This is a genomic window from Cellulomonas pakistanensis (assembly GCF_016862755.1).
GTDB lineage: Bacteria > Actinomycetota > Actinomycetes > Actinomycetales > Cellulomonadaceae > Cellulomonas > Cellulomonas pakistanensis.
Genome location: NZ_BONO01000013.1, coordinates 91978 through 115021, shown reverse-complemented (window position 1 = coordinate 115021; position 23044 = coordinate 91978). Strand labels below are relative to the sequence as shown.

The window sequence follows — 23044 nt, the reverse complement described above, 5'->3', positions numbered from 1 at the left end:
ACGCCGTCGAGCAGGTACTCCCCCGCCGTCGGCCGGTCCAGGAGGCCGAGCAGGTGCAGCAGCGTCGACTTCCCCGAGCCGGACGGCCCGACGATCGAGAGGTAGTCGCCCCGCTCGACCCGCAGGTCGCTCGGCCGGAGCGCGACCACCGGCGGCTCGCCCGGGAACTCCCGCGCGACGCCCCGCAGCTCGACGACCGGCGGGACGCCGCCCGGGCGCTCGCCGACGACGCCGGGGCCCTCCGTGAGGGCGTCGAGGGCGGTCACGCGTCCGCGTCCTCGTCGTCCGCGGGCGCGTCGCCGTCGCCCGCGCCGGCCGCCCCGATCACCACGAGGTCGCCCTCCGCGAGCGCCGCGCCGTCGGCGGCCGCGACCTCCACGTAGCCGCCGGCCGCGAGGCCGGTCTCGACCTCCACCAGTGCGGTCGCGCCGTCCTCGCCCATGACCTCGACCCGGGACTCGCCGCCGGGGCCGGCGGTGAGCGCGGCGAGCGGCACGGCCAGCACGGAGCCGCTGGTCGAGGACACCGGGATCCGGACCCGGACGTTGGCGCCCTGGAGGGCGGCGACCTGCTCGGGGGTGAGCTCGCCCGGCAGCAGGGTGACGGTGGACCGGCCGGCGCCCGCCGCGTCGTCGCCGCCGCTGCTCCCGGCGCCCTCGGACCCGCCGGCGTCCGCGGACCCGCCGCCCGCCGCGCCGGCCTCGATCGCGCTCACGGTCACCGCGATCTCCTGGTCGTCCAGCACGGCGGTGCCGGTCGCCCCGACCGCCAGCAGCGCGGCGTCCGCGCGGTCGGCGCTCGCGACGACCTGCAGGGTCGCGCCGGACACGCTCATCACGGACCCCTCGACGGTGCCGCCGCGCCGCACGGACACGGCGTCCACCCGCCGGGGCAGGGTCTCCAGGAAGACGACCTCGCTCGCGGGCAGCGCCACGACGGTCTCCTCGCGGGCGTCCGCGAGGGCCTCCCGGGCGTCCGCCAGGCCGTCCCGCGCGGCGGTCAGGGAGGCCCGCTCCCCGGAGGTGTCCGGCGCCGCGTCCAGGGCCGCGCGCTCGGCCTGCGCGACGCCGACGGCGTCGCGGGCGTCGTCGACGGCCGCCTGCCGCCGCGCGCTCTCGCCGGGGGTGCAGCCCTCCGCCGCGCAGCTGTCCAGCTCGACCTGCGCCACGGTGACCGCCCGCTCGGCGGACCGGACCGCCGCGTCGGCCGCGGCGACCTGCGCGCCGCCCGAGCCGCCGCCCGCGGACGCCAGCGCGCCCTCGGCCGCGGCGACGTCGGCCTCGGCGGACCGGACGGCGCGCTCCGCGGCGGTGACCGCCTCGGACGCCTCGTCCGACGGCGACGGGACGGGGTAGCCCGCGCGCCGGTACAGCTCCGCGACCCCCGCGGCGGTGGCCGTGTCGTACGCGTCCGAGGTCGCGTCGCCGGCGCCGATGCCGAGGGCGGCGAGCGCGGCCTTGAGCTGCAGCACGTCCGGCCCGGAGACGCCGAGCGCGAGCGTGCGGTACGTCGGCAGGCCGCCGGGCAGCACCAGGACCGGGCGGCCGGCGATCTCCAGGGCCACGGACCCCGCGTCGAGGGTCGCGCCGACCTCCGGCACCTGGCCGGTGACGACGGCGCGCTCCCCGAGGTCGGCGGTCTCGACGCGCAGGTCGACCGCGTCGTCGAACACGACGTCGCCGCGGACGGTCACGTCGTTGCTGAGCTCGCGGCTCTCCACCGGCACGGTGATCGGCCCGGCCTCCGGCGGCGCGTTGCGGGCCGCCGCCTCCGCGGGGTTCAGCACCAGGCGGGACAGGCCCAGCCCGGCCACCAGGCTCAGCACGGCCACGCCGGCGAGGACGGCCAGGGTGCGGTTGCCGGTCCGCCACGAGCGGGGCCCGGGACCCGCGTCGTCCGGGGCGGGGCCGGTCGGGGTCGGGTCGGTCGGGGTCGCGTCGGTCGGGCTCGGGTCGGTCGGGACGAGGTCCTGCCCAGCGGTCACGTCACTGCTCCCGCGCGGCGGTGGCGGCGGTGGCCCACGCCTCGAGCTCGTCGCCGTGCTGGTCGACGAACTCCTGCTGCAGCTCGTGGTCGATCCGCATGCGCTCCGCCATGAAGTCGACCTGCTCCTGGCAGTCGACGTCCGCGACGGCCTGGCCGATCTCCTTCTCGGTGAACGCCGCGAGCGCGGCCTCGTCGACCTCGGGCGTCGGCGGACCCTCGGGCTCCGCCTCCCAGTCCCAGGTCTCGCTCAGCGCCAGGTACTCCGGGTCCTCCCAGCCCTGCAGCGCGTTGTACTCCGTGTAGAGGTCGTCCTGCGCGGAGTACACGCCGGTCAGCTCGCCGTAGCCCTCGTCGGCCATGCAGGAGGACCAGGCCTCGTCCAGCGCGACGACCTGCGGGTCGGCCGAGGAGGCCTCGTAGAACCGCTCGAGCTCGTCCTCGATCCCGGCGAACTCGTCGGACTCGACGCCGCCCTCGTACACCTCGTGCTGCGCCGCGCCGTAGCAGCCGGCCGTCGTCCAGTCGTACTCCTGCTCGCCGTCGCCCTCGATCGGCGGCCCGTTCAGCGCCTCGGACCAGGCCGCCGCCTCGCTCTCGGACATCTGCTCGACGTACTCCTGGTTCGGGTCGACCCACTCCTCGGCCTCCGCGTCGTCCGGGGAGCCCCACGGGTCGGTGCTGATCCCGTACCCGTACTGCTCGGCGAACTCCCGGGTGCCCCACTCGACGTCGAGGTCGTCGGAGCTGATGCTGCCGCCGCTGCTCTCGGCAGGCGTGTAGTCGAAGCCCTCCTCCTGCATGCAGGCCGCGACCAGCTCCTCGACCCGGCGGTTCTGCCGGTCGGACTCGGCCTGCAGCTCCTCCTCGGTCCGGTCGTCGTCCAGGCTGTAGCCGTAGATCCGCGCCTGGTACTCGTCGAGCGGGCCGGGGGTCCACTCGTCCGAGGGGGAGGTCGTGCCACCCCCGTCGCTGCTCGAGCACCCCGCCAGCGCGAGGACCGCGAACGCGGCCGCCGCGGCCGCGGCACGGGAGGATCGGGTGGTGGTCATCGGGTGGCCCCTTCGTCGGTGGCGCCGTCGGCTGCCCCTCCGACGCGCCCGCCCAGCATGGCGTGGACGACCACCCCCGCGTGGGCGTTCCGGCGGATGACCTGTGCGGGCGGGCGGGCGTCCACCCGGGACGCTAGGGGCGGGCGGAGCCGCCGGGCGTCCGCCCGCGGGTGGACCGCGGGGCCGGGCCCGTCCCCCGGCGGGCGGACGGTCCGCGCGGGGAGCGGGGCGCCGGGCGGGCGCGCCGGCCGGACGGTCCGGGGACGACGACGGCCCGGGCCCCCGTCGGGGACCCGGGCCGTTCCGGGACGCGGCGCGTCAGTGCATCGCCACCGGCGCCTCGGCGTCGGCCGGCGGGCGCCGCACCAGCAGCGAGGCCACGAGCGCGACCAGCGCGACGACGCCGCCCCACAGGAACGCGCCCTGCACGCCGTCCGCGGTCGCGGTGAGCACGTCGGCGCCCTCCTTTAGCCGCGCCGCGGTCGTGGTCGACAGCACGGTGATGAACAGCGCCGTGCCCGCCGCGCCCGCGAGCTGCTGCAGGGTGTTCACGATCGCGCTGCCGTGGCCGTACAGGTCGCGCGGCAGCGAGCCGAGCGCCGAGGTGAACAGCGGCGTGATCATGAACGCCAGGCCGACGCTGAGCAGCACGTGCACGCCCACCACGGCGGCGGCCGGGGTGCCCGGGTGCAGCGTGGACAGCAGCCACAGCGCGGACGCGAGCGCCACGACGCCCGGCGTCACCAGCGGCCGCGGCCCGACCCGGTCGAACAGCCGGCCGACCACCGGGGACAGCGCGCCCATCACGAGGCCGCCCGGGAGCAGCAGCAGGCCGGTCTCCAGCGTGCCGAGCTCGAGCACCTGCTGCAGGAAGATCGGCAGCACGATCAGCGCGCCGAACATCGCCATGAACCCGATGATCAGCACGAGCGCCGACACCGTGTACGAGCGGCGGGTGAAGACCCGCAGGTCCATCAGCGGGCCGTCCGCGGAGTCCTGCAGGCGGACCTGGCGCAGCGCGAACACGCCGAGCGCGAGCACGCCGACGGTGATCGGGATCCACGGGGCGACGAGCACGTGGCCGCCGGCCGACTCGCCGATGCTCGACAGGCCGAAGATCAGCGCGCCGAAGCCGACCGCCGACAGCAGCAGCGACAGCACGTCGAGGCGCGTCGCCCGCGGCTCCGTGACGTCCCGGACCTTCCAGGCGCCGAGGCTCAGCGCGACCAGCGCGACGGGCAGCATGACGATGAAGATCCACCGCCAGGACAGCTGGGACAGCACCAGGCCGGAGATGGTCGGGCCGATGGCCGGGGCCACCGAGATCACGATCGAGATGGTGCCCATCGTGCGCCCGCGGATGCTCGGCGGCACCAGGGTGAGCGCGGTCGTCATCAGCAGCGGCAGCATGACGGCGGTGCCGCTGGCCTGGACCACGCGGCCGGCGAGCAGCACACCGAACCCGGGGGCCGCCGCCGCGACGGCGGTGCCGAGCGTGAACAGCGACATCGCGGTGATGAAGATCGGGCGCAGGCGGAACCGGCCCATGATGAAGCCGGTCGCCGGGATGACGACGGCCATCGTGAGCATGAACCCGGTGGTCAGCCACTGGCCGGTCGCGGCCGACACCTCGAGGTCGCGCATGAGCACGGGCAGCGCGACGCCCATCACGGTCTCGTTGAGGATCACGGTGAAGCCCGCCACCAGGAGCAGGCCGATCAGCGTGGTGTCGGCCTTCGACAGGCGCGCTGGTGCGGCGACGGGCGCCTCGGGCGCGCGGTCGCGCAGCGCGGTGTCGTCGTGCGTGGTCATACGTCTCCCTCGCGGGTGGGGTCGGCGGTGAGGTGCGCGCGGGGCGTCCGCTGGCGGAGCCGCCGGACCCCGGAGGGAGGCGCGCACTGGTACCAACGTCCCGGACGCCGCCGATGATTCCCGAGGTGGCTGGGCGGTGTCGCGTCCTTTCCGCCGGGGGGTCGGGGCGGCGGGCCGGGCAGGGGTCGGGGCCGCGCGTCCGGGCGGGTGCCGGTGCGGGGTGCCCCCGACGGGATTCGAACCCGTACTGCGCCGGGTTTAAGCCGGCTGCCTCTGCCGGTTGGGCTACGGGGGCCGCGCCCATCCTGCCAGTACGACGGAGCCCGCCCACCCTCGCGGGGTGGACGGGCTCCGGTGCTGCGGGGCGCCGGCTGTCAGCCGGGCTTCACCTCGGACGGCGTGCCGTCGGCCGGGGAGGTGTCGTCGGCCTTGCTCGCGCCGGAGGGCTTCACCTCGGCGCCGGGCACCGCGGAGTGGTCCTCGGCCTTGGCCGGGGCGGCGGCCGGGGCGGCCTGCTCCGGCCGCGGCTTCGGCGGCACCGACGCGGCGCGGAACTCCGCGCGCGGGTCGTGGATCGAGCCGAGCGCGACGGTCTCGCGACGCCACAGCAGGTTCGCGGTCCAGCCCGACATGATCGCGAGCTTGCGGTTCAGCGTCGGCATCGCCATCACGTGGTACGACCGGTGCAGGACCCAGGCGAGGAAGCCACGGACCTTGATCTTGCCGAGGAACTGGGCGACGCCCTTGTACATGCCGAGGGACGCGACCGCACCGATGTTCTTGTGCTTGTAGTCGGTCGGCTCGGCGCTGCGCAGGACGCGCGCCAGGTTGTCGGCCAGGTGGGTCGCCTCGCGGATCGCGTGCTGGGCGTTCGGCGGGCAGAACATGCCGGGGTTGTACAGGTCCGGCACCGCGGCGCAGTCACCGGCCGCGTAGGCGTCCGGGACCACGTTGCCCTCGGCGTCGGCGATCTGCAGGGTCGCGAGCGTGGTGACGCGGCCCATCTTGTCCAGCGGCAGGTCGGAGTTCTGCAGCACCGGGTTGGCCTTGACGCCCGCGGTCCAGACGATGGTCTCGGAGTCGAACTCGGTCTTGTCCGAGAGGACCACGTGGCCGTCGACGCAGGAGTTGAGGAACGTGGACAGGTACACCTCGATGCCGCGCTTGCGCAGCTGCTCGAGGGTGTAGCCGCCGAGCTCCTCGGAGACCTCGGGGAGGATCCGGCGCGAGCCCTCGACGAGCACGAAGCGCAGGTCCTCGGGGCTGAGCGACGGGTAGTGCTTGACCGCGTCGCGGGCCATGTCCTCGACCTCGGCGATCGCCTCGACGCCGGCGAACCCGCCGCCGACGAAGGTGAACGTCAGCATGCGCCGGCGCAGCTCCGGGTCCCAGGTGGACGACGCGCGGTCGATCCGGCCGAGGACGTGGTTGCGGACGGCGATGGCCTCCTCGACGTTCTTGAAGCCGATGGCCTGCTCCGCGAGGCCCGGGATGGGCAGCGTGCGGGCGACGGAGCCGAGGCCGACGATCAGGTGGTCGTAGGTGATCCAGTACGGCTCGCCCTCCTCGGGCGTGATCTGGACCGTGCGCTCGGCGTGCTTGATCTCGGAGACCTTGCCCTGCAGCGCGTCGATGCCCTTGAGCGCGCGACGGTGCGGCGCGACGACGTAGCGGGCGTCGATCGAGCCGGCGGCGGCCTCGGGGAGGAACGGGGCGTAGGTCATGTACGGGCGCGGGTCGACCACGACGATCGCGGCCTCCCGGTTGCCCAGGCGACGACGGAGCCGGCGGGCCGAGTACAGCCCCACGGACCCGCCGCCGAGGATGACGATGCGCGGCACCTTGCGGGAGGTGCTCCCGGACTGCGGCGCCAGGGTCGTGGCGGTGGACTCAGACATAGGTCCCACGGTACGTCCCATGACTTGTCCGAGGCGAACTCGTCTCACGTGATCCTGGGCACAAGGTCCTGGGAGAACCCGGGGAACGCGCCTCAGGGGGCGGCGGTCACCGCGTCGCCCGGCGCCGTGGACGTCGGCTCGCCGGGACCTTCGTCCTGGCCACCGGGCACGATCGTCGGGGCCTTGGCGAACGGGAGGGGCGGGGTCCGGGGGTCCGCCTCCAGCAGCTCCCGGGTGTCGCGCGTCCCGTCCGGGTTCGACCAGTCGAAGTCGTCGTACGGCGCGCCCTGCAGCGGGTACACGTTCCACCGCAGCCGGCCGTCGTCGTCGGCCGCCGGGACGAAGGCCCACGGCTGCTCGACCCCCGGGAGGGACCACGAGGACCACCCGTCGTCGGTCGTCGTGCGCACCGGTCGCCCGCGGTCGTCGAACACCTGCACGTCGGCCAGCGGCTCCCCGGCCGCGTCGTACACGAACAGGTTGCTCACCTGCACGCCGTCGACCCAGACCCCGTCCTCCGGCTGCGCGCCGGCGACGGGCACCTCGACGTACTGGACGTCGGCGTACGCCGCTCCGTAGAACCGCGACTCGTACGTGAACACCGCGACGGGCACCACGAGGACCAGGGCGACGACGCTCGCCGTGCGCGAGAGCCTGGGCAGCTGCGCCGCGCCCCACCGGCCCCGGCCCCACTGCACGGAGACCAGGACGAGCAGGAGCAGGATCGCCCAGTGCAGGGTGCGCTGCGGCAGGCCGTGCCGGTCGGGCTGGACGTACCGCACCAGCCAGCCCGTCTGGATCACCACCCACATGAGCGCCTGGTAGCCGATCCACGCCCGCACCACCCACCACAGCGGCCGCAGGTCCGTCGCCGCCCGCGCCACGGGCTCGGCCCACGGCTGCCGCCGCGCCGCCGCGGCCGCGCGAGCCCCAGCGGACCGCAGCCGCTGCACGCGCGCCGGCCAGGGCTTCGCCGACGCCGGCGACCCGTGCGGCAGCCCGGCGGCGGCGCGCAGCTCCTCGGCGTACGCGCCCGGGGTGCCGAACCGCACCGCCGGGTCGACCGCGCCCTCGTCGCCGTCCGCCCCGTCCGCGATCGCGTCGGCCAGGTCCGCCTCCAGGTCGTCGGTCAGGTCGTCGACCTGGTCGGGCGGCAGGTCGGCGAGGTGCCGCCGGACCTCCGCGGCGTACCGGCCGACCGCCTCGCGCGCCCGCTCGTGCGCTCTCGTCCCGTTCACGCCGCCGCCTTCCCGTCGAGCAGGCGGGACATCGTCCCCGCGAACTCGCGCCAGTCCGTGCGCTGGGCGTCGAGCATCGCCCGCCCCTGCGCGTTGATCCCGTAGTACTTGCGGTGCGGACCCTCGTCGCTGGGCACCACGTAGGACGTCAGCGCGCCCTGCGAGTACAGCCGGCGGAGCGTGCCGTACACGGACGCGTCGCCGACCTCGGCGAGGCCCGCGGCGCGCAGCCGGCGGACGACGTCGTAGCCGTACCCGTCCTCCTCGGCGACGACGGCGAGCACCGCGACGTCGAGCACTCCCTTGAGCAGCTGGGTCGTGTCCACCCGGTGCCTCCCTGGCGCGGGCGCCGGGTCGTCCGGCGCTCCGCAGGTGCGGTGCGGGTGCCGCGGCCCGCCCCCTGTCGGCCGCGGCACCCGCCGTTGGCGCGGGAGCCGACCCTCCTCGGCTCCCGCAGGTCACACGGTACTGCAGATTGCGCGGTACTGGGCGTAGTTCGCTACCTGATCCGCGCGGGCGTGTCGCGGCCCGGTCGCCGCACCGCCGGCGTCCCGGGTTCGGTGGCTCTCGTCGGGTTCGGTGGTCGCAGCCACCGAACCCGGCCGCAGCCACCGGATCCGGGGCGTCGCGCGCAGGCCGAGGCGCCGTCTCCGGCGTCTCCCGGTCAGGCCGAGGCGGACGTGCGCTCGGCGACGCTCCAGGCGATGCCGTCGAGGATGTCGTGCTCGGAGGTGACGACCTCGTCGAGGCTGCCGCCGGCGGCCTCGACGTCGGCGCGCACGCGGCGCACGACCGCGCGCCACACCAGCGCACCCGCCCCGATCACGTCCACCCGCCCCGGGTGCATGAAGCCGAGCGCGGCGCGGGCGTCGTGGTCCCGGGCGAGCAGGTCGTCGCACGCGGCGACCACGGCGTCGACGGGCAGCACGGTGCCGTCGACGGCCGCGCGGTCGTACGCCGGCAGGCCCAGCGCGTGGGCGGTGACCGTCGTGACCGACCCCGCGAGCCCGACGAGGGTCGCGGTCCGCCCGAACGGCACGTGCTCCGCGGCGAGGTCGAGCGCGGCGTGCACGTCGGCCTCGGCGGCGGCGACCTCGGCCGGCGTGGGCGGGTCGGAGAGCAGGTGGCGCTCGGTCAGGCGGACGGAGCCGACGTCCATCGAGTACGCCGCCTCGGGGGTGCGCTCGCCGAGGACGACCTCGGTGGACCCGCCGCCCAGGTCGACGACGAGGAACGGGCCGTCGTGCGTCGCGCCGAGCACGCCGGTCGCGCCGCGGAACGACAGCGCGGCCTCCTCGACGCCACCGATCACCTCCGGCTCGACGCCCAGGGCGTCGCGGACGCCGGCGACGAACTCGTCGCGGTTCTCGGCGTCCCGGGACGCGCTGGTGGCGACGAACCGGACGGCCTCGACGCCGAGCTCGCGGCAGACCTCCGCGTACCGGCGGGTGGCGTCCAGGGTGCGCGCCATGGCCTCCGGGGCGATGCGGCCGGTGCGGTCGACGCCCTGCCCGAGGCGGACGACCTCCATCCGCCGGTCGAGGTCGGTGAGCGTCCCGGCCCCCGCGTCGACGTCGGCCACCAGGAGCCGGATGGAGTTGGTCCCGCAGTCGATGGCAGCCACACGCGTCACGCGGGACATCCTCCCATCCCCCGCCCGGCCCGCGCGCCGCGCCGGCCCGGCGTCAGCAGGTGCAGCGGTCCGGGCGCCAGACCTCGCGCAGCCGCAGCAGCACGTCGTCGCCGACGGGGTTCACCCCGGGGCCCGCGGCCAGCGCGTGGCCGACCACGACGTGCAGGCACTTCACGCGGGTCGGCATGCCACCGGCCGAGATGCCCGCGATCTCCGGGACCTCGCCGAGCTCCGCGCGGTCCGCCAGGTACGCCTCGTGCGCGCGCTGGTAGGCGGCGGCGATCTCCGGCTCGGCCTGCACGCGGGCGGTGAGCTCCTTCATCAGGCCGGTGGCCTCGAGGGTGCTGACGGCGCCGACGGCCGGCGGGCAGGTCAGGTAGTACGTGGTGGGGAACGGCGTGCCGTCGTCGAGCCGCGGCGCCGTGCGCACGACGAGCGGGCGGCCGCAGGCGCAGCGGGCTGCGACGCCGACCACGCCGCGGGCGGGCCGGCCGAGCTGCTCGCGGAGCACGGCGAGGTCCGCCTCGGTCACCTCGGGGGCGTCGTGCCGGGCGCGCGGCACCTCGGCCGGGTCGGGCAGCGCGGGCGCCGGGGTGGTGGGCAGGTCGGTCACGAGCGGTCCTCGGTCCTCGGGGTCACGGGGTGGGCGCCGTCGGCCCCTCGGACTCCTCGGTCCCGGTGCCTGCGTCCGACGCGGTCCCATTGTCCCCCGTCGCGCCGGTGCCCGCGGACCCCGGCTGCTCGGCGCTCCCGCGCTCGCCGGTCCCCGCGGACCCGGCGACCTGCACGGAGTCCCACAGCTGGGCGTACCAGGGCCGCGTCGGGTCGTCGGACTCGACCGGGCCGGGCGCGGCCGGGTTCTCGCCGGCGGACGCGTCGGGCACGACCTCGGGGTCGGCGACCCGCAGCGCCCGCTCGCCCGGCATGACGAACGCCAGCCGCTCGCGGGCCTGCGCCTCCACGTACGCGGGGTCGGACCACCGGGCGAGCTCGGCCTCCAGGTCCTCGTTGTCCTGCTCCGCCGCCGCGACCTCGGCCCGGAGCTGCTCGAGCTGGACCTGCTGGTCGAGGTACTGCCGCAGCGTCGGGAACACGAGGACGAACGCGATCGACAGCACGACGAACATCACCATCGCCCGCACCGTGAACAGCCGCGGCAGCCGCTGCTGCACGGTCTCGGCGCGGCCCCCGCGCCGGTCGCCGCCGGAGCCGCCCCGGCCGCCGGGGCGCGAGCTGCTGGGGCGGCCCGCGGCGGGGCGGGGCGGGGCGGACCGGGCGCGGGAGGCGGCGGGGCGCGGCGTGGCCGGGCGCGGCACGGACTGCTGCGGGACTCCCGTGCGCGGGGTCGCGGGCGTGCGGGCGGCCGGGGTCGTCGGGGCCGGCGTGCGGGCGCCAGGGGTCCGGGCGGCCGGCGTCGTGGCGCCGGCGGTCCGGGCCGGCGCGGGCGAGCGGGGGACGCCCGCGGTGCGCGGCGCCGGGCTCCGGGGGGCCGACGTGCGGGGCGCGGGGGCGCGGCGGTCCCCGGCGCGCGTCGCGTCGTCCTCGGCCCCGGAGCGGGGCGCAGCGGGACGACGGGGAGCGGGCATGGTCCCGATTGTGCCCCGCGGCACGCCCCGGCACCCGCAGGCGACTCGGCCGTGTCCGCCGGCGCGCACACGATCCGCACACGCCGGCGCGTGTCGAGGTCGGCAACGCGGGCCCGAGGTCGGCAGCGGGAGGTGCCGACCTCGCACCCGGACTGCCGAAGTCGGCGGACGGGGCGCGCGCCGCGTCGGCGGACGCAGCCTCGCCCGGCCCCGGACGCGCCGGAGGCCGGCGACCCGCGGGGGGTCACCGGCCTCCGGTCGAGAGCCCGAGGGCTCAGGCCTTCCAGCGCGGGAAGGCCGACAGGCCGGCGTAGCGGCCGGCGTCGTCCAGCTCCTCCTCGATGCGGAGCAGCTGGTTGTACTTGTTGATGCGCTCGCCGCGCGCCGGGGCGCCGGTCTTGATCTGGCCGGCGTTGGTGGCGACGGACAGGTCGGCGATCGTGACGTCCTCGGTCTCGCCGGAGCGGTGCGAGGTCATCGTGGTGAAGCCGTTGCGCTGGGCCAGGGTGACGGCGTCCAGCGTCTCGGTCAGGGTGCCGATCTGGTTGAGCTTCACCAGCAGCGAGTTCGCGGCCTTGAGCTCGATGCCCTTGGCCAGGCGCTCCGGGTTGGTGACGAACAGGTCGTCGCCGACGATCTGCACCTTGTCGCCGACCTTGGACACGAGCTCGGACCAGGTGCCCCACTCGTCCTCGGACAGCGGGTCTTCGATGGACACCAGCGGGTAGTCCGACACGAGCTGCTCGTAGAACGCGATCATCTCGGCCGGGGTGAGGGCCTTGCCCTCGAACTGGTACGCGCCGTCCTTGAAGAACTCGGTGGCGGCGACGTCCAGGGCCAGCGCGACGTCCTTGCCCGGCACGAAGCCGGCCTTCTCGATCGCGACGAGGATGAGGTCGAGCGCGGCGCGGTTCGACTCGAGGTTCGGCGCGAAGCCGCCCTCGTCGCCGAGGCCGGTCGACAGGCCCTTGCTCTTCAGCACGGACTTGAGGGAGTGGTAGACCTCGGCGCCGGTGCGCAGGGCCTCGCGGAAGGTCGGGGCGCCGATCGGGGCGACCATGAACTCCTGGATGTCGACGTTGGAGTCGGCGTGCGACCCACCGTTGAGGATGTTCATCATCGGGACGGGCAGCACGTGGGCGTTCGGGCCGCCGACGTAGCGGAACAGCGGCAGGTCGGCCGAGTCGGCCGCGGCCTTCGCGACGGCGAGCGAGACGCCGAGGATCGCGTTGGCGCCGAGCTTGCCCTTGTTCGGGGTGCCGTCGAGCTCGATGAGGGCCTGGTCGACCAGGCGCTGCTCGGTGGCCTCGAAGCCGATGAGCTCGGGGGCGATCTCGTCGATCACGGCGTTGACGGCGTCCTCGACGCCCTTGCCCAGGTAGCGCGACTTGTCGCCGTCACGGCGCTCGACGGCCTCGAAGGCACCCGTCGAGGCACCCGAGGGCACACCGGCCCGGGCGATCGTGCCGTCGTCGAGCGCGACCTCGACCTCGACAGTGGGGTTGCCGCGCGAGTCGAGGATCTCGCGGGCGCCGACGGCCTCGATGCTGGCCATGGTGCTCCTTCGTCAAACGGGTGGGTTTGCGACCTCAGCCTAGTGCGCGCCGTCCGGTGCGGCGGTGGGACCTTCGGCGAGCGGACGGCGACGGGCGCGTGAACGGCGGTCAGAGGGCGGCGACGATGCGCTCCACCTGGTCCTTCGCGTCGCCGAACAGCATCGCGGTGTTCTCCCGGAAGAACAGCGGGTTCTGCACGCCGGCGTACCCCGTGGCCATCGACCGCTTGAACACGACCACCTGCTGGGCGTGCCACACCTCGAGCACGGGCATGCCGGCGATCGGCGAGCCGGGGTCCTCCAGCGCGGCGGGGTTCACGGTGTCGTTGGCGCCGATCACCAGGACGACGTCGGTGCTCGCGAGGTCGTCGTTGATCTCGTCCATCTCCAGGACGATGTCGTACGGCACCTTGGCCTCGGCGAGCAGCACGTTCATGTGCCCGGGCAGCCGGCCCGCGACGGGGTGCACGCCGAACCGGACGTCGACGCCGGCGGCGCGCAGCCGGGCCACCAGGTCGGCGACCGGGTACTGCGCCTTGGCGACGGCCATGCCGTACCCGGGGGTGATGACGACGGTCGACGCGGACTTCAGCAGCTCGGCGACCTCGGCGGCCTCGATCTCCGTGTGGGTGCCGTGCGACCCGTCCGCGGCGCTCGACGAGGCGACGGTGCCGCCCTCGGCGCCGAAGCCGCCGAGGATCACGCTGACGAACGACCGGTTCATCGCGCGGCACATGAGGTACGACAGGATCGCGCCGGAGGACCCGACCAGGGCGCCGGTGACGATGAGCAGGTCGTTGTCCAGCATGAAGCCGGCCGCCGCGGCGGCCCACCCGGAGTACGAGTTGAGCATCGAGACGACGACGGGCATGTCGCCGCCGCCGATCGCCGCCACCAGGTGCCAGCCGAGCGCGAGCGCCACGACCGTCATGAGCAGCAGCGGCACCAGCGACGGCGCCGCCAGGAACCAGGCGAGCAGTCCGGCCGACGCGACGAGCGCGCCGAGGTTCAGCCAGTTGCGCCCGGGCAGCGTCAGCGGGGCCGACGACATCCGCGCCGAGAGCTTGAGGTAGGCGACGACCGAGCCGGTCAGCGTCACCGCGCCGATGAGCACGCCGAGGAACACCTCGACGAGGTGGACGGCGTCGGCGTGCGTCTCGGTCAGGTACGAGTTGATGCCGACGAGCACGGCCGCGGCGCCGACGAACGAGTGCAGCATCGCGATCATCTCGGGCATCTGGGTCATCTCGACCGAGCGTGCGCGCCAGGTGCCGACGGTGATGCCGACGACCAGCACCATCGCGATGAGCAGCAGGGTGGTCAGCGGGCTGCGCACGGACACGTCGACGCTCAGCACGACCGTCGCGGCGAGCGCGAGGGCCATGCCGACCATGCCGAGGACGGTGCCGCGGCGGGCGGTCTCCTGCTTCGACAGCCCGGCGAGGCTCAGCACGAACAGGACCGCGGCGACGAGGTAGACGCCCTGGGCTGCGGAGGTGAGCATCTCAGGCCTCCTCCTTCCGGAACATGCCGATCATCCGGTGCGCCACGAGGAAGCCGCCGAAGATGTTGATCGCGGCGACGGACGCCGCGGCGAACGCGAGCGCCGACACGACCCAGCTGTCGCTGCCGATCTGGAGCAGCGCGCCGACCAGGATGATCCCGGAGATGGCGTTGGTCTGGGCCATCAGCGGGGTGTGCAGCGAGTGGCTGACGTTCGAGATCACGTAGTAGCCGACGAACACCGCGAGCACGAACACCGTGAAGTGCCCGACGAACGCCGGCGGCGAGAACGTGATCGCCAGGGCCAGCAGCACGGCGCCGAGCGCCAGGCCGACCATCTGCCGCCGTCCCCGGCGCCGCGCGGCCTCGCGGGCGAGCCGCGCCTTCTCGGCCGGGTCCGCGACCGCGGGCGCCGGCGTCGGCTCCGCCGCGGCCGCGGCCGAGACCTGCACGGGCGGCGGCGGCCAGAGCACCTCGCCCGCGCGCGTCACGGCCATGCCGCGCTGCACCGGGTCGTCGAGGTCGAGCACGAGCGCCCCGTCCTTGCCCGGGGTGAGCAGCCGCAGCAGGTTGACGACGTTCGTGCCGAACAGCTGCGACGTGTGCCGCGCCATCCGGCTGGTCAGGTCGGTGTACCCGAGGATCGTCACGCCGTTCGCCGTGACGACCTTCTCCCCCGGCACCGTGAGCTCGCAGTTCCCGCCGCCGGACGCCGCCAGGTCGACGATCACGCTGCCGGGGCGCATGGCCGCGACCATCTCGGCGCTGATCGTGCGCGGCGCGGCGCCGCGGACCAGGGCGGTCGTGATGACGATGTCGGCCTTCGCCGTCTCCGCCGCGTACATCTCGGCGGTCAGCCGCTCCTGCTCGGCGGTGAGCGCGCGGGCGTAGCCGTCGGCGCTGACCTCCTGCTGCGCCGCCGCGGCCTGCACGAACGTCGCGCCCATCGACTCGATCTGCTCGCCGACCTCGGGCCGCACGTCGTACGCGCGCACCTGGGCGCCGAGGCTGCCGGCGGCGCCGATCGCGGCGAGGCCGGCGACGCCCGCGCCGATGACGAAGACGGTGGCCGGCGGGGTCTTGCCGGCGGCCGTGACCTGGCCGGTGAACATGCCGCCGAACTCCTCGGCGGCCTCGATCACGGCGCGGTACCCCGCGACGTTCGACAGAGTGCTCAGCACGTCGAGCGCCTGCGCGCGGGACACGCGCGGGACGGCGTCGAGCGCGAGCGCCGTGACGCCGCGGGCGGCGAGCGCCTCGACCCGCTCCGGGTGCGCCGCGGGCGCGAGCATCGCGACCAGCGTCGCGCCCGGGGTCAGGGCCCCGGCGTCGGCCGGCGCGTCGACCGCCGTGACGACGTCGCTCGCCCAGGCCTCGGCCGCGTCGCCCAGCGCGGCGCCCGCCTCGGCGTAGGCCGCGTCGGGGTAGCTCGCGGCCTCGCCGGCGCTGCGCTCGACGACGACCTCGTAGCCCAGCTTCGCGAGCTGGGCGACGGTCGCGGGCGTCGCGGCCACCAGGCGCTCGCCGGGCCGGCCCTCCTTCGGGACGCCGATCCGCATCGGCCCCTCCTCGTCCTCGCCTCGCGGCGCGCAGCACGCACCGGGCCGTGGTGCCCGCGGCCTGCGACCATCCTGCTGCCGCGAGGCCGCCCGTGTCCCGGACCTCGGTCCCGGCGTCTGCGGCCGACCACGCGCCGAGAGGTCGCGGATCGGGGGGTTCAAGCCCGTGGAGCGCCCGATCCGTGCCCGCTCGGCGGCGGGGCGGGCGGGTGGGTGGGTGGGGTGAGGCGGGCAGGTGCGGCGGGGCGGGCGGGTGCGGCGGGGCGGCGCGGGCGCTCAGGCGCGCTCGGCGGCGCGGAGCGTCCGCTCCCAGGCGGCCGTCGCGCGCCGGAGCTCGCCCTCGGCGTCGAGGCCCGCCGCACCGGCCTCTCGCACGAGCGCGAGCAGCCGGGCGCCGAGGTCGGCACCGGCCGCGCCGCTCGCCGCGCCGCCGTCCGGTGCGCCCGCGGCCGCACCGTCCGCCGCGGGGGCCGACGCCGCGCCGAGCGGCGCCGGGGGCGGGGCCGCGGCCGCCAGGCCGGAGCGCTCCGCCCGGGACGTGACCTTCTGCGCCCGCGCCAGCGCGCCCATCGCCAGCGGGACGCCGTCGAGCACGGACTCGCGCTGCTTCTCGGCCTTCTTGATCGCGTCCCACTGCCGGTTCACGCCCTCGGCGTCCGCGACCTCGGCGGTCCCGAACACGTGCGGGTGCCGCCGGACGAGCTTCGCGACCAGGTCGGCGGCGACGTCGTCGAGGTCGAACGGGTCGGCCGGGTCCTCCTCGGCGATGCGCGCGTGGAACACGACCTGGAGCAGCAGGTCGCCGAGCTCCTCGCGCAGGTGCGCCCGGTCGCCGCCCTCGACCGCCTCGGCGACCTCGTACGCCTCCTCCAGCACGTACGGCACGAGGGAGGCGTGCGTCTGCTCGGCGTCCCACGGACAGCCGCCGGGCGACCGCAGGCGGTCCATCACGGCGACCAGCCGGCGCAGCGGGTCGGCGACGGCGGCGGGGTCGGCCTGGGCTGCGGGGCGGGGGTCGGTCACGGGGCGGGGGTCGCGTCCGCGCCGTCGGCGGACACGAGCCACGGGTAGCTCGTCGCGCCGACGGTCCCGACCTCGTCCGCCGTGCCGAACCGCGGGTTGACGGTCAGGTCCAGCGCGCCCAGGTCCTCCTGGAGCGTCGCGAGCAGCACCTCGGCGTCGGACGCGCCCTGCAGCGCCTCGATCTCGAGCAGGTACCGCATGACGGTCACCGACGCCGGGGAGAACTCCTGGCCCGCGGCACCGACGACCTCGGCCTGCTCGGCGAGCGCGTCGGCCGCGGTGTCCTCGCCGACGGCGACGCCGGCCTCCTCGGTCAGCGCCCGGACCGTCGGCTCCTGGACGAGCACGCCGAGGATCGCGGAGGACGACACGCCCTGCAGCACGTCGGCGAGCTCGCGCGTCGCGTCCTGCACGTCGGCCGTCGGGATCGACCGCCCGTCCACCACCGCCGCTGCGCCGGGTCGCCCGCCGCCGCACGCCGCGAGGGCGCCCGCGACCGTCAGCACCCCGAGGGCGGACACCGTCCGCCGGACCGTCCTCCGCGTCACCGCGCACCTGGCCTCTCGTCGCTCTCCGTCGCCCGACCCGGCCCATCGTAGGGGCCGGGCCGGGCCGCGCGGTGGCAGGTGCCGAGGTGCGTCAGCGGGCGGCGGTGCCGACCCCCGCGGCGGCCGACACGTCGCCGAGCACGACGGCGTCGATCAGCTGGCGCGCCCAGGACAGGATCGCCTCGCCGTGCAGCGGCTTGCCGCCGATCCGCGCGGTCGTCGGGAACGGCACGAGGACCGTCCGCAGCGCCGGCTTGAGCACGGACCCCGGGTACAGCCGCTTGAGCCGCAGCTGCGCCGACTCGGGCAGGTCGACCGGCGCGAACCGCACGAACTTGCCCTGCGCGGTGACGTCGGTGAGCCCCGCCGTGCGGGCGTGCAGCCGGAACCGGGCGACCGCGAACAGGTTGGTCACCGGCTCCGGGATCGGGCCGTACCGGTCGACGAGCTCGGCGGAGATCTCCTCCAGCGCCTTCTCGTCGCCCGCCGCGGCGAGCTTGCGGTACGCCTCGAGGCGCAGCCGCTCGTGCGCGATGTAGTCGTGCGGGATGTGCGCGTCGACGGGCAGCTCGACGGTGACGTCGGGCAGCTCCTCGGGCTGGTCGCCGCGGTAGGACGCGACGGCCTCGCCGACCATGCGGATGTACAGGTCGAACCCGACGCCCTCGATGTGCCCGGACTGCTCGCCGCCGAGCATGTTGCCCGCCCCGCGGATCTCCAGGTCCTTCATCGCGACGGCCATGCCCGCGCCGAGGTCGGTGTTCGCGGCGATGGTCTGCAGCCGGTCGTGCGCGGTCTCGGTGAGCGGCTTCTCCGGCGGGTAGAGGAAGTACGCGTACGCCCGCTCGCGCCCGCGGCCGACGCGCCCGCGGAGCTGGTGCAGCTGGGACAGGCCGAGCCGGTCGGCGCGCTCGAGGATGAGCGTGTTGGCGTTGGAGATGTCCAGGCCGGTCTCGACGATCGTCGTGCAGACCAGGACGTCGAACCGCTTCTCCCAGAAGTCGACGATCACCTGCTCGAGCTGGTGCTCGTTCATCTTGCCGTGGGCGACCGCGATCCGGGCCTCGGGCACCAGCTCGTTCAGCCGGGCGGCGGTGCGCTCGATCGACTCGACCTTGTTGTGCACGTAGAACACCTGGCCCTCGCGCAGCAGCTCGCGGCGGATGGCGGCGGAGATCTGCTTCTCCTCCCACGCGCCGACGAAGGTGAGCACCGGGTGCCGCTCCTCCGGCGGGGTGGCGAGGGTGGACATCTCGCGGATGCCGGTCACCGCCATCTCGAGCGTGCGCGGGATCGGGGTCGCCGACATCGCGAGCACGTCGACGTTGGTGCGCAGCGCCTTGAGCGTCTCCTTGTGCTCGACGCCGAACCGCTGCTCCTCGTCGATGATGACCAGGCCCAGGTCCTTGAACCGGACCTCGCCGGTGATGAGCCGGTGCGTGCCGATGACGACGTCGACGCTTCCGTCCCGCAGGCCGTCGACGACCGCCTCGGACTCGGCCTTGGTCTGGAACCGCGACAGCGCCTTCACGGTCACCGGGAACCCGGCGTACCGCTCGGTGAACGTGTCGAGGTGCTGCTGCACGAGCAGGGTCGTCGGCACGAGGACCGCCACCTGCTTGCCGTCCTGCACCGCCTTGAACGCCGCGCGCACGGCGATCTCGGTCTTGCCGTAGCCGACGTCGCCGCAGATCAGCCGGTCCATGGGGATCGGCTTCTCCATGTCCTGCTTGACCTCGTCGATCGTGGCCAGCTGGTCGGGCGTCTCGACGTACGCGAACGCGTCCTCCAGCTCGCGCTGCCACGGGGTGTCCGGGCCGAACGCGTGGCCGGAGGTCGCCATGCGGGCGCTGTACAGCCGGATGAGCTCGCCGGCGATCTCCTTGACCGCCTTGCGGGCGCGGCCCTTGGTCTTGGCCCAGTCGGAGCCGCCCATCTTGTTGAGGCTGGGCGCCTCGCCGCCGACGTACTTGGTCACCTGGTCGAGCTGGTCGGTCGGCACGAACAGCCGGTCGCCCGGCTGGCCCCGCTTGGACGACGCGTACTCGACCACCATGTACTCGCGGGTCGCCGCCGCCGCGCCGGTGCCGATGGTCCGCGAGATGAGCTCGACGAACCGGCCGACGCCGTGCTGCTCGTGCACGACGAAGTCGCCGGGGCGGAGCTGGAGCGGGTCGACGACGTTGCGCCGCCGGCTCGGCATCTTGCGCATGTCGCGGGTGGACGAGCCGGGGCGGCCGGTGAGGTCGGACTCGGAGAACACGGCGAGCCGCAGGTCCTCGGACACGAAGCCCGGCCCGACCTGCGCGGGCATGACGAGGACGACGCCGCCCTCGAGCTCGCCCTCGAGCGCCGGCACCAGGCGCGCGGGCACGTCGGCGGCGCGGAGCTGCTCGGCCATGCGCTGCGCGGGCCCGTGGCCCTCGGTGGCGAGCAGCAGCCGCCAGCCGTCCTGCTGCAGCCGGCGCACGTCGGCCACGGCCCGGTCGACCTCGCCGCGGTACCGCTCGACGTCGCGCGCGGCCACGACGACCGTCTCGACGCCGTCGTCGGCGCTGCGGACCTCGCCCGGGGCGGCGGCACCCGACTCGGCGGCGTCCGCGTCCAGCGTGAACGGGCTCAGCGTCCACCAGCCCAGGCCGCGCACGGCCGCGAGCGCACGCACCTCGGCGAACGACGCGAACGAGGCGGCGGACAGGTCCAGCGGGGTCGCGGCGCCCGCGGCGGCGGACGTCCACGCGGCCTGCAGGAACTCCTCGGTGGTGGCGACGAGGTCGTGCGCGCGGCGGCGGACCCGCTCGGGGTCGGCGAGCACGAGCAGCGCGTCGTCCGGCACCAGGTCCAGCACCGGCACCATGCGCTCGACCAGGGCCGGCGCGAGCGACTCCATGCCCTCGACGGCGATGCCCTGGGCGAGCTTGTCGAGCATGTCGACCGCCCCGGGCAGCCGCTCGACCAGCGACGCCGCGCGCTCGCGCACCGCGTCGGTCAGCAGGATCTCGCGGCACGGCGGCGCCCACAGGCCGTGGTTCGCGACCTCGAGGCTGCGCTGGTCGGCGACGGAGAACCAGCGGATCTCCTCGACGTCCTCGCCCCAGAACTCGATGCGCAGCGGGTGGTCCTCGGTCGGCGGGAACACGTCGAGGATGCCGCCGCGCACGGCGAACTCCCCGCGGCGCTCGACCATGTCGACCCGGCTGTAGGCGGCGCCGACCAGGCGCTCGGCGACGTCCGACAGGTCGGCCCGGTCCCCCACGTCCAGGGAGACCGGCGCGAGCTCGCCCAGGTCGGCGACGACCGGCTGCAGCAGCGCGCGCACCGGCATGACCAGCACGCGGATCGGGCCGGCGTGGCCGGGCTCGGGCTCCGGGTGCGCGAGGCGGCGGAACACGGCCAGCCGGCGGGCGACGGTGTCGCTGCGGGGCGACAGGCGCTCGTGCGGGAGCGTCTCCCAGGACGGCAGCACCGCGACGTCGTCGTCCGGCAGGTAGCAGCGCAGCGCGGCGGCCATCTCGTCCGCGTCGCGGCCGGTGGCGGTGACGACGACGAGCGGGCGGCCGGGGCGCTTCGCGTCCGCGGGCGCGGCGTCGGCCCGCGCGCCCGCGAGGGCGGCGAGCAGCGGCGGGCGGACGCCGGCGGGGCCGACGACGTCGACCTCGCCGCGGGACGGGACGAGGGAGACGGCGCGCGCGACGGCGGGGTCGGTGAGGAGGACGGGGAGCAGTCCGGCGACGTTCATGGGTTCCTTCCGCCACGGGGGCGAGGGGCGCCGTCGCGGCGGGCGGCGCGGTCAGGGGTGGAGCGGGGTCGAGCGGGGGGCGAGGCAGCGCGAGAACCCCGGATCCGTCGGACCCGGGGTGGTGACACCACTCTACGAGGGGGTACCGACACGCTCATCCGGGGGACGCGCCTTGACACGTTCTGCACCGTTTGTCCTAATTTGCCGGAAGGTTGGTCCGTCCCGGTCCCGCCGCCTGCGCGCCGACCGGCCGCGACGCACCGACACCAGGGGGAGCACGTGCCCGCACCCGCGACGAGCGCGGCCCCGCGCTCCGCCGCGGCCCGCACCGGCACCCCCACGCGGCCCCCGGCGCCCGCCCAGGACGGCGCACCCGCCGTCCTGTGGAGCCTCAACGGCCTGCGGGCCCTCGGCGCCGTGCTCGTGATGGCGTACCACATCAACCTCTGGAACCTGCAGATCCTGCGCGGCTCCAGCGCCCTCTACACCGGGGTCGGGCTGTTCTTCGTGCTGTCCGGGTTCGTGCTCACCTGGACCACCCGGCCCGGGACGACCCTGCGCGGCTTCTACACCCGCCGGCTGGCGCGGATCCTGCCGAACCACCTCGTCACGTACGCGCTCGGCGTGCTGCTCGCCCTGCTGGTGCTGAACCGCGAGGTCGAGCCCGGGACGGTGGTCGCGGGCTTCCTGCTCGTGCACGCCTGGCTGCCCGACCCGGAGCACGTGTTCGCGATCAACGACGTCACCTGGTCGCTGTCCTGCGAGATCGCGTTCTACCTGGCGTTCCCGCTGCTGCTGCCCGCCCTGCGCCGGCTCCGCGCCCGGAACCGGGTGCTGCTGGTCGGCACCGCGCTGGTCGTCCCGTCGGTCCTCACCACGCTGTGGCCGTCGCTGTACTCGCTGCTGTTCCACTTCCCGCCGGCCCGGCTGCCCGAGTTCGCGCTCGGCATGATCACCGCGATGGCCGTGCAGGAGGGCTGGCGCCCCCGGGTGCCCGCCCCCGTGCTGCTGGGCGTGCTGGCGGTGGTGCTGCTCGGGGCGGCGGCCGTGGAGCAGGTGCCGGCGACGCCGCTGACCGCGGTGCTCGCCGCCCTGTTCGCGCCGCTCGCCGCGCGCTGCGCCTGGGGCGACGTCGAGGGCCGGAACCGCTGGGCGCGGCACCCCGTCGTCATGCTCGCCGGCGGGCTGTCGTTCGGGTTCTACCTGCTGCACGAGCTCGTCATCAAGCTGCTGCTCACGACCGAGGTCCGGGGCCCGGTCGTGGTCCCGATCGTGCTGGTCGGGTCGGCGGCGCTGGCGTTCGCGCTGTGGCGCGGCGTCGAGCTGCCCGCGCGCGCCCGGCTGCTCGCCGCGACCGACGCCTGGACCCGGCGCGCGCCGGTGACCGCCGGCCACGCCGCCGGGCGGCTCGGACGGCACGGACGGCCGTGGTCGGTGCGCTGGTCGTCCCCCGCGGGCGGGTACGTCCGCGCGGGCGCCGCGCGGCGCGGGACGGGCGTCGGGGGTGTCGAGGCCGTGGAGGCGTCCGCCGTTGCGGCCGTGCCAGCCTCCGCAGCGCCCGCGCCCGGTGCGGTCGCGGCGGGGGCGCTCGCGCAGGGTGCGGCCGCGCCGGGTGCGGCCGCGCCGGGTGCGCCGGTGCCCGCGAGCACCGCGCCCGCCGCCGGCGTCCTGGCGGCGGAGGCGGCGGTCCGGCTGGCGGCCGCCCGGGCGACCGGCCCGTCGACGGCGCTGACCACGACGGGCGCCTCGGCGGCCGTGACGGTGTGGGCCGGCCCCGCGGACCCGGCACCGGCCGGTGCTGCGGGCTGGGCCCCGCCGCCCGCTCCCCCGGCGGCGGACGCGGGGCGCGCGTCGGCGCCGGCGCGCGCGTGGGCGCCGCCGGCTCCCCCGGCCCGCCTCCGGCGCGGCTGACGAC

The 23044-nt window shown here is 75.7% G+C and carries 17 protein-coding genes and 1 tRNA gene; 1 reads left to right on the top strand and 17 read right to left on the bottom strand.

Annotated elements, in window-relative coordinates:
• The 17 genes from Cpa01nite_RS10235 to mfd all read right to left on the bottom strand — a co-directional run.
• The coding region (locus Cpa01nite_RS10235) for an ATP-binding cassette domain-containing protein (RefSeq protein WP_203668656.1) at nt 1-266 on the bottom strand (266 nt) is incomplete at its 3' end.
• Nucleotides 263-1984 carry an efflux RND transporter periplasmic adaptor subunit gene (locus Cpa01nite_RS10230; protein ID WP_239068688.1) on the bottom strand — a complete coding sequence of 574 codons (1722 nt, stop codon included), beginning with the start codon at nt 1982-1984 and terminating at the stop codon, nt 263-265. The genes Cpa01nite_RS10230 and Cpa01nite_RS10235, both read right to left, overlap by 4 nt.
• Nucleotide 1985: 1 nt before the next feature.
• Nucleotides 1986-3035, bottom strand: a complete 1050-nt coding sequence (locus tag Cpa01nite_RS10225) for a hypothetical protein (RefSeq protein ID WP_203668655.1) — start codon at nt 3033-3035, stop codon at nt 1986-1988.
• Nucleotides 3036-3353: 318 nt separating this feature from the next.
• Complete coding sequence (locus Cpa01nite_RS10220) at nt 3354-4847, bottom strand: MDR family MFS transporter (RefSeq protein ID WP_203668654.1); 1494 nt, start codon at nt 4845-4847, stop codon at nt 3354-3356.
• Between the two features lie 221 nt (nt 4848-5068).
• Nucleotides 5069-5142: transfer RNA gene (locus Cpa01nite_RS10215), tRNA-Leu, on the bottom strand.
• Between the two features lie 79 nt (nt 5143-5221).
• Complete coding sequence (locus Cpa01nite_RS10210; RefSeq protein ID WP_203668653.1) at nt 5222-6745, bottom strand: NAD(P)/FAD-dependent oxidoreductase; 1524 nt, start codon at nt 6743-6745, stop codon at nt 5222-5224.
• Nucleotides 6746-6837: 92 nt separating this feature from the next.
• On the bottom strand, nt 6838-7983 hold the full coding sequence (locus Cpa01nite_RS10205; RefSeq protein WP_203668652.1) for an HAAS signaling domain-containing protein: 1146 nt from the start codon (nt 7981-7983) through the stop codon (nt 6838-6840).
• Nucleotides 7980-8309: a PadR family transcriptional regulator gene (locus Cpa01nite_RS10200; RefSeq protein ID WP_203668651.1), complete on the bottom strand. Its 330-nt coding sequence runs from the start codon at nt 8307-8309 to the stop codon at nt 7980-7982. The genes Cpa01nite_RS10205 and Cpa01nite_RS10200 overlap by 4 nt, the downstream gene beginning before the upstream one ends.
• A 338-nt stretch (nt 8310-8647) precedes the next feature.
• Nucleotides 8648-9616 (bottom strand): Ppx/GppA phosphatase family protein, encoded by a 969-nt coding sequence (locus Cpa01nite_RS10195; RefSeq protein ID WP_239068687.1) that lies wholly within the window; start codon nt 9614-9616, stop codon nt 8648-8650.
• A 52-nt stretch (nt 9617-9668) separates the two neighbouring features.
• On the bottom strand, nt 9669-10196 hold the full coding sequence (locus Cpa01nite_RS10190) for a DUF501 domain-containing protein (RefSeq protein ID WP_373307385.1): 528 nt from the start codon (nt 10194-10196) through the stop codon (nt 9669-9671).
• A gap of 55 nt (nt 10197-10251) precedes the next feature.
• A complete protein-coding gene (locus Cpa01nite_RS10185; RefSeq protein ID WP_239068686.1) occupies nt 10252-10788 on the bottom strand; it encodes an FtsB family cell division protein in 537 nt (178 codons plus the stop codon).
• Between the two features lie 688 nt (nt 10789-11476).
• Complete coding sequence (eno, locus tag Cpa01nite_RS10180) at nt 11477-12757, bottom strand: phosphopyruvate hydratase (protein ID WP_203668648.1); 1281 nt, start codon at nt 12755-12757, stop codon at nt 11477-11479.
• A gap of 109 nt (nt 12758-12866) precedes the next feature.
• The gene (gene pntB / locus Cpa01nite_RS10175; protein WP_203668647.1) at nt 12867-14261 is read right to left on the bottom strand and encodes a Re/Si-specific NAD(P)(+) transhydrogenase subunit beta; all 1395 of its coding nucleotides are present in this window, start codon (nt 14259-14261) and stop codon (nt 12867-12869) included.
• 1 nt (nt 14262) lies between these two features.
• Nucleotides 14263-15819, bottom strand: a complete 1557-nt coding sequence (locus Cpa01nite_RS10170) for a Re/Si-specific NAD(P)(+) transhydrogenase subunit alpha (protein WP_203668646.1) — start codon at nt 15817-15819, stop codon at nt 14263-14265.
• Between the two features lie 276 nt (nt 15820-16095).
• Complete coding sequence (locus tag Cpa01nite_RS10165; RefSeq protein ID WP_239068685.1) at nt 16096-16842, bottom strand: nucleoside triphosphate pyrophosphohydrolase; 747 nt, start codon at nt 16840-16842, stop codon at nt 16096-16098.
• Nucleotides 16839-17363 carry a hypothetical protein gene (locus tag Cpa01nite_RS10160; protein ID WP_203668645.1) on the bottom strand — a complete coding sequence of 175 codons (525 nt, stop codon included), beginning with the start codon at nt 17361-17363 and terminating at the stop codon, nt 16839-16841. The genes Cpa01nite_RS10165 and Cpa01nite_RS10160 overlap by 4 nt, the downstream gene beginning before the upstream one ends.
• Before the next feature lie 118 nt (nt 17364-17481).
• Complete coding sequence (gene mfd / locus Cpa01nite_RS10155) at nt 17482-21129, bottom strand: transcription-repair coupling factor (protein WP_203668644.1); 3648 nt, start codon at nt 21127-21129, stop codon at nt 17482-17484.
• A 279-nt stretch (nt 21130-21408) separates the two neighbouring features.
• On the opposite strand from mfd, the gene Cpa01nite_RS10150 reads away from it, so the two are divergent.
• A complete protein-coding gene (locus tag Cpa01nite_RS10150; protein WP_203668643.1) occupies nt 21409-23040 on the top strand; it encodes an acyltransferase family protein in 1632 nt (543 codons plus the stop codon).
• Nucleotides 23041-23044: the final 4 nt, after the last annotated feature.

Excerpts from the sequence above, each read along its gene's own strand:
- eno (WP_203668648.1), bottom strand. The coding sequence starts at position 12,757 with ATGGCCAGCATCGAGGCCGTCGGCGCCCGCGAGATCCTCGACTCGCGC.
- Cpa01nite_RS10220 (WP_203668654.1), bottom strand. The coding sequence starts at position 4,847 with ATGACCACGCACGACGACACCGCGCTGCGCGACCGCGCGCCCGAGGCG.
- Cpa01nite_RS10170 (WP_203668646.1), bottom strand. The coding sequence starts at position 15,819 with ATGCGGATCGGCGTCCCGAAGGAGGGCCGGCCCGGCGAGCGCCTGGTG.
- pntB (WP_203668647.1), bottom strand. The coding sequence starts at position 14,261 with ATGCTCACCTCCGCAGCCCAGGGCGTCTACCTCGTCGCCGCGGTCCTG.
- Cpa01nite_RS10210 (WP_203668653.1), bottom strand. The coding sequence starts at position 6,745 with ATGTCTGAGTCCACCGCCACGACCCTGGCGCCGCAGTCCGGGAGCACC.
- mfd (WP_203668644.1), bottom strand. The coding sequence starts at position 21,129 with ATGAACGTCGCCGGACTGCTCCCCGTCCTCCTCACCGACCCCGCCGTC.
- Cpa01nite_RS10225 (WP_203668655.1), bottom strand. The coding sequence starts at position 3,035 with ATGACCACCACCCGATCCTCCCGTGCCGCGGCCGCGGCGGCCGCGTTC.